The organism is Streptomyces sp. NPDC005899, assembly GCF_040629645.1.
Lineage (GTDB): Bacteria > Actinomycetota > Actinomycetes > Streptomycetales > Streptomycetaceae > Streptomyces.
Genome location: NZ_JBEXWB010000410.1, coordinates 1 through 5,140 on the forward strand (window position 1 = coordinate 1; position 5,140 = coordinate 5,140).

Genomic DNA, 5,140 nt, shown 5'->3' on the forward strand with positions numbered 1-5,140 from the left:
GGGGTGGTCGCCGTACCCCCTCAGGCCGGTGGGCGGCACACCGGTGCCGCCCGCGTCCGTCCGTCTCCGCTTCCGCGTCCCTCCGGCGTAAGCGTCGGCGTCCGGCGTCCCGAGCGTGGAACCCGGGCCCCGGACCGGACCCTCAGAGCCTGGGGTAGCGGGCCAGCCAGCCGGGAGCGACAGCGGTGGGGCTGTGCAGGGCCGGGCCCTGGGTCATCTCCATCGCGAAGTCGTCGGAGAGTTCCAGGACGGTGGAGCGTCCCTCCAGCTCGGCCAGCCACGCCGGTGGCAGGGCCGTCTCGCCGTGCATCGCCCCGAGCAGGGTGCCGCAGACGGCCCCGGTGGCCGCCGAGGGCCCGGAGTGGTTCACGGCGAGTCGCAGGCCGTGGCGTACGTCCTCGCCCACCAGAGCGCAGTACAGGGCCACGGCCAGGACCTCTTCCGCGGAGTCGGTGTCGCCGAGTGCCTCGATGAGAGCGGGACCCGGTATGCCCTGGCGTACGGAGCCGAGTGCCTGCCGCAGCGCGTCGGTGACCTGCTCGCTGCCCGGGCGTTCGGCGAGGAGTACGAGGGCGCGCTGCACGGAGCCGTCCAGGCTCTCCCCACGGGCCAGCCCCTGCACCAGGAGGGCGAACGCGCCCGCCGCCAGCTGGGCGGTGGCGTGACCGTGGGTGTGGGCGGCGCATTCGACGGCCAGCTGGAGGACCAGGTGCGGGTCCCATCCGACGAGCAGCCCGAAGGGCGCCGACCGGGTCAGCGCGGCGGAGTCCCGGGCGGCCGGGTTCTTGGGCACGGCGAGTGTGCCCATCGTGGCGTCCCCGAAGCCCGTCAGGCACTCCCGGGTGGGGCCGCGGCGGGCGTACAGCCACTCCTCGCAGGCCAGCCAGCCGTTGTCCGCGCGACGCTCGTCCGGACCCCAGGCGTTCTGGGTGGCCGCCCAGCGCAGGTGCGCCCGGTGGACGTCGGTGGGTGGGTGCCAGGCGCCCGTGTCGCGGCGCACCTGGGCCCGTATCAGGCCGTCCACGGTGAACAGGGTGAGCTGGGTGACCGCGGTGACGGCCCCGCGTCCGGCCTGCCCGGCGACGAAGTCGGCGACCCCGTCCACACCGTGGGCGGTCCGTATCTGCTCCAGGGTGAGGCCGGAGACGGCGGCCCCGAGCGCGTCGCCGATGGCGCCACCCAGCAGGGAGCCCCGTACCCGGCTGCGGAAGTCCTGCTGCTCGGCACGACCCCAGACAGCTGTGGTCCCAGTGCTCACCGTGCCCCTTCCGTCCGGCCTGCCGCGTGCGACTGCGCAAGCACTGTAATCGAACGGCAAGCACCGGTCCGGGGTCCGAACAGTATGTACGGACTCGCACGTGGGAGCACTGTTGAACGGCATTCCTCACGATTTCCGGACGTTCCCCGAGGCGGGCGCGGGACCCTCCGCAGCGCCTTCCCGCTTTCCGCCGGCACGCGTGCGACGTCCCAGGTCGGGATGGGCGAGGAAGAAACGCCCGAGGCCGATCGGGTCGGCCCCCCCGCGGCGAGGCGCCGCCCGGCCCGGGCCGGCTGACCTCCGCGGGCGCCCGGCCCGGGCGGTGTTCCGGGCGCCCGAGGCCTCAGCCCTCCAGAACCGGCAGGAGCTCCGGGAGGTGCCCGTCCGACGCCGCCGCCGCCGCGACGCGCTCGGCCGGGACCTCGCCGTACAGCGTGGTGCGCGGTTTCGCCGGGCGGCCCGCCAGGTCGGCGATGGCGACGAGGTCCTGGACGGAGCGGTACGAGCCGTAACTCGATCCGGCCATGCGGGAGATGGTCTCCTCCATCAGGGTGCCGCCCAGGTCGTTCGCCCCCGAGCGCAGCATCTTCGCCGCTCCCTCCGCGCCGAGCTTGACCCAGCTGGTCTGGATGTTGGTGATGTGCGGGTGCAGCAGGAGGCGCGCCATCGCGGTGACGGCGCGGTTGTCGCGGTCGGTGGGGCCGGGGCGGGCGATGCCCGCGAGGTAGACCGGCGCGTTGGTGTGGATGAAGGGGAGCGTGACGAACTCCGTGAAGCCGCCGGTCTCCTGCTGCAGGCGGGCCAGGGTCCGGAAGTGGCCGAGCCAGTGGCGGGGCTGGTCGACGTGGCCGTACATCATCGTCGAGGAGGAGCGCAGGCCCGTCTCGTGGGCCGTCCGGACGACCTCCAGCCAGGTGGCCGTCGGCAGCTTCCCCTTGGTGAGGATCCAGCGGACCTCGTCGTCCAGGATCTCCGCCGCGGTGCCGGGGATAGAGCCGAGGCCCGCCTCCTTCGCGGCGGTGAGCCAGTCGCGGATCGACATGCCCGTGCGGGTCGCCCCGTTGACGACCTCCATCGGCGAGAAGGCGTGGACGTGCATGCCCGGGACCCGTTCCCTCACGGCGCGGGCGATGTCGAAGTACGCGGTGCCCGGGAGGTCCGGGTGGATGCCGCCCTGCATGCAGACCTCGACGGCGCCGACGTCCCATGCCTGGGCCGCGCGGTCGGCGACCTGGTCCAGGGAGAGGGTGTACGCGTCGGCGTCCGTGCGCCGCTGGGCGAAGGCGCAGAAGCGGCAGCCGGTGTAGCAGACGTTGGTGAAGTTGATGTTCCTCGTGACGATGTAGGTGACGTCGTCACCGACCACGTCCCGGCGGAGCGCGTCGGCGATCCGGCACAGCTCGTCGAGTGCGGGCCCGTCCGCGTGGAGCAGGGCGAGTGCCTGGTCGTCGGTGAGCTTCGTGGGGTCGTCCGCGGCCTGGCCGAGGGCCTGACGGACGTCGGTGTCGATGCGGGACGGGACCATGCCGGGGGCGGCGGCCTCGCGCAGGGCCTCCCAGTCGCCGTACACCTCGTCGAAGTCGTCACGCCGGTCGCCGGTACGGCCGTCGGTGTCGATGGTGCGGTGCAGGTCGGTCCGGCCGGAGGCGTCGAAGCCCCCGTCGGGCTCCTGCCAGGGCAGCCCGGCCGGCATCGCGCCCGCCCTCGCCAGCCCCGTCTCCGGGTCGGCGAGCGCACGCACGTGCGGGAGGAGGCGGGGGTCCAGCCAGGGCTCGCCGCGCCGGACGAACTCGGGGTAGATGGTGAGCCGCTCCCGCAGTTCGAACCCGGACTCGGCGGTCCTCGCGGCCAGTTCGTCGATGTGCGGCCAGGGCCGCTCGGGGTTCACGTGGTCCGGGGTGAGGGGTGAGACACCACCCCAGTCGTCGATGCCGGCGCCGATCAGCAGGGCGTACTCGTCGTCGACGAGGTTCGGCGGTGCCTGGATGCGGGCGGAGGGGCCCAGGATGTGGCGGGCCACGGCGATCGCGGCGGCCAGCTCCTCCAGCTCGGCGTCGGGCATCCTGCGCATCGCGGTGTCCGGCTTGGCCCGGAAGTTCTGGACGATGACTTCCTGGATGCCCTGGTAGGCGCGTGCCGTCCTGCGCAGTTCGAAGAGGGAGTCGGCGCGCTCCTCGTACGACTCGCCGATCCCGATGAGGATGCCGGTGGTGAAGGGGACGTTGGAGCGGCCCGCGTCCTCCAGGACGCGCAGCCGGACGGCCGGTTCCTTGTCCGGCGAGCCGTGGTGCGGGCCGCCCTTCTCGGACCACAGCCGGGTGGCCGTCGTCTCCAGCATCATGCCCATGGACGGTGCGACGGGCTTCAGCCGTTGCAGGTCCGTCCAGGTCAGCACCCCGGGGTTGAGGTGCGGGAGCAGCCCCGTCTCCTCCAGCACCCGGATCGCCATGGCCCGTACGTACGCCAGGGTGTCGTCGTACCCTTCGGCCTCCAGCCAGGCGCGCGCCTCGGGCCACCGGTCCTCGGGGCGGTCGCCGAGCGTGAACAGCGCCTCCTTGCAGCCCATCTCGGCGCCCTCGCGGGCGATGTCCAGGACCTCGTCCGGCGAGAGGAACATGCCGTGGCCGGCGCGCCTGAGCTTTCCGGGGACCGTGACGAAGGTGCAGTAGTGGCAGGTGTCGCGGCAGAGCCGGGTCAGGGGGATGAAGACCTTGCGGGAGTACGTGATGACTCCGGGCCGCCCCACCGCCTGGAGTCCCGCGTCCCGCACCCGGGCCGCGGACGCGGCGAGATCCGTCAGGTCGCCGCCGCGCGCCTGGAGCAGGACGGCGGCCTCGGTCACATCGAGTGCGACTCCGTCGCGGGCCCGCTTGAGGGCCCGCCGCATGGAGTTGGTGGTCGGGCGTCCGCGCTGAGGATCGGTCATGGACCGAGCATACGAGCGCCCTCTCCCGTCCGGACCAGGACCTCTGTCCGCGGCGGACGTCCGGGCCCGGCGCCGTGGACGCGACCGGACGGCCGGTCCTTCCTGGCGCCTTGAGCGTTATGTCTCGCTTGCACCGTAAGGTCGGAGAGGTGATGGAAACGATCGTCTTCGACATCGGTGAGACCCTCGTACGCGACGACCGCCACTGGGCGTCGTGGGCCGACTGGCTAGGGGTCCCGCCGCACACGGTCAGCGCCCTGGTGGGCGCCGCGGTGGCCCAGGGGCGGCACGGCTCCGACGCCCTGGGGATCCTGCGTCCCGGCATGGACGTCACCGAGGCGTGCCACGCCCGTGCGGCGGCGGGCCGGGGCGAGTACCTGGACGAGAGGGACCTCTATCCGGACGTCCGCCCGGTGCTGGCCGAGTTGCGGGCCCTGGGTCTGCGTGTCGTCGTGGCGGGTGACCGGAGCCGCCGCGCCGGGGAGTTGCTGCGGGCGCTGGACCTGCCGGCTGACCTGGTGGTCACCTCGGAGGAGTGGGGCGTGACCAAGCCGGACCCCGGGTTCTACGCGCGCGTGCTGGACGTCTCGGGCTCAGCCCCGCACGCCACCCTGTACGTGGGCGACCACCCGGCCGACGACCTGTTCCCCGCCAAGTCGTCGGGGCTGCGGGCCGCCCACATCCGCCGTGGCCCGTACGGCCATTGGTGGGCCGATCACGCGGACGTGGTGGAGACGGCGGACTGGCGGATCAACGCGCTGACGGACCTGCCGGGGCTGCTGGCGGAAGCCGCCCGTAGCCGGCGCGCCGACCCCCCGCCGTTCGACGCCCACACCATCGGCGCCCTGTCGATCGGCGCTCCGTCGATCGGCGCCCGGCCCGCCGGGCCCTGACCGGCGGCTCCCCCGGCCCCGGCCGAGGGGCGGCCGTGCCTCTGCGGGTGTCCGGGGGCCGCC

The 5,140-nt window shown here is 73.7% G+C and carries 3 protein-coding genes; 1 reads left to right on the forward strand and 2 read right to left on the reverse strand.

What is annotated here, in order from left to right; translation table 11 throughout:
* Nucleotides 1-142: 142 nt before the first annotated feature.
* Nucleotides 143-1,258, reverse strand: coding sequence for an ADP-ribosylglycohydrolase family protein (locus tag ABZ371_RS28760; RefSeq protein ID WP_358684958.1), 1,116 nt, complete (start codon nt 1,256-1,258; stop codon nt 143-145).
* A gap of 343 nt (nt 1,259-1,601) precedes the next feature.
* Nucleotides 1,602-4,184, reverse strand: a complete 2,583-nt coding sequence (locus tag ABZ371_RS28765) for a bifunctional FO biosynthesis protein CofGH (RefSeq protein ID WP_358684961.1) — start codon at nt 4,182-4,184, stop codon at nt 1,602-1,604.
* 152 nt (nt 4,185-4,336) lie between these two features.
* Between ABZ371_RS28765 and ABZ371_RS28770 the strand changes: the two genes are divergently transcribed.
* Nucleotides 4,337-5,077 (forward strand): HAD family hydrolase, encoded by a 741-nt coding sequence (locus ABZ371_RS28770; RefSeq protein WP_358684963.1) that lies wholly within the window; start codon nt 4,337-4,339, stop codon nt 5,075-5,077.
* Nucleotides 5,078-5,140: the final 63 nt, after the last annotated feature.

What these genes read in the sequence shown, in the direction of transcription:
- ABZ371_RS28765 (WP_358684961.1), bottom strand. Translation starts at nt 4,184, where the DNA reads ATGACCGATCCTCAGCGCGGACGCCCGACCACCAACTCCATGCGGCGG.
- ABZ371_RS28770 (WP_358684963.1), top strand. Translation starts at nt 4,337, where the DNA reads ATGGAAACGATCGTCTTCGACATCGGTGAGACCCTCGTACGCGACGAC.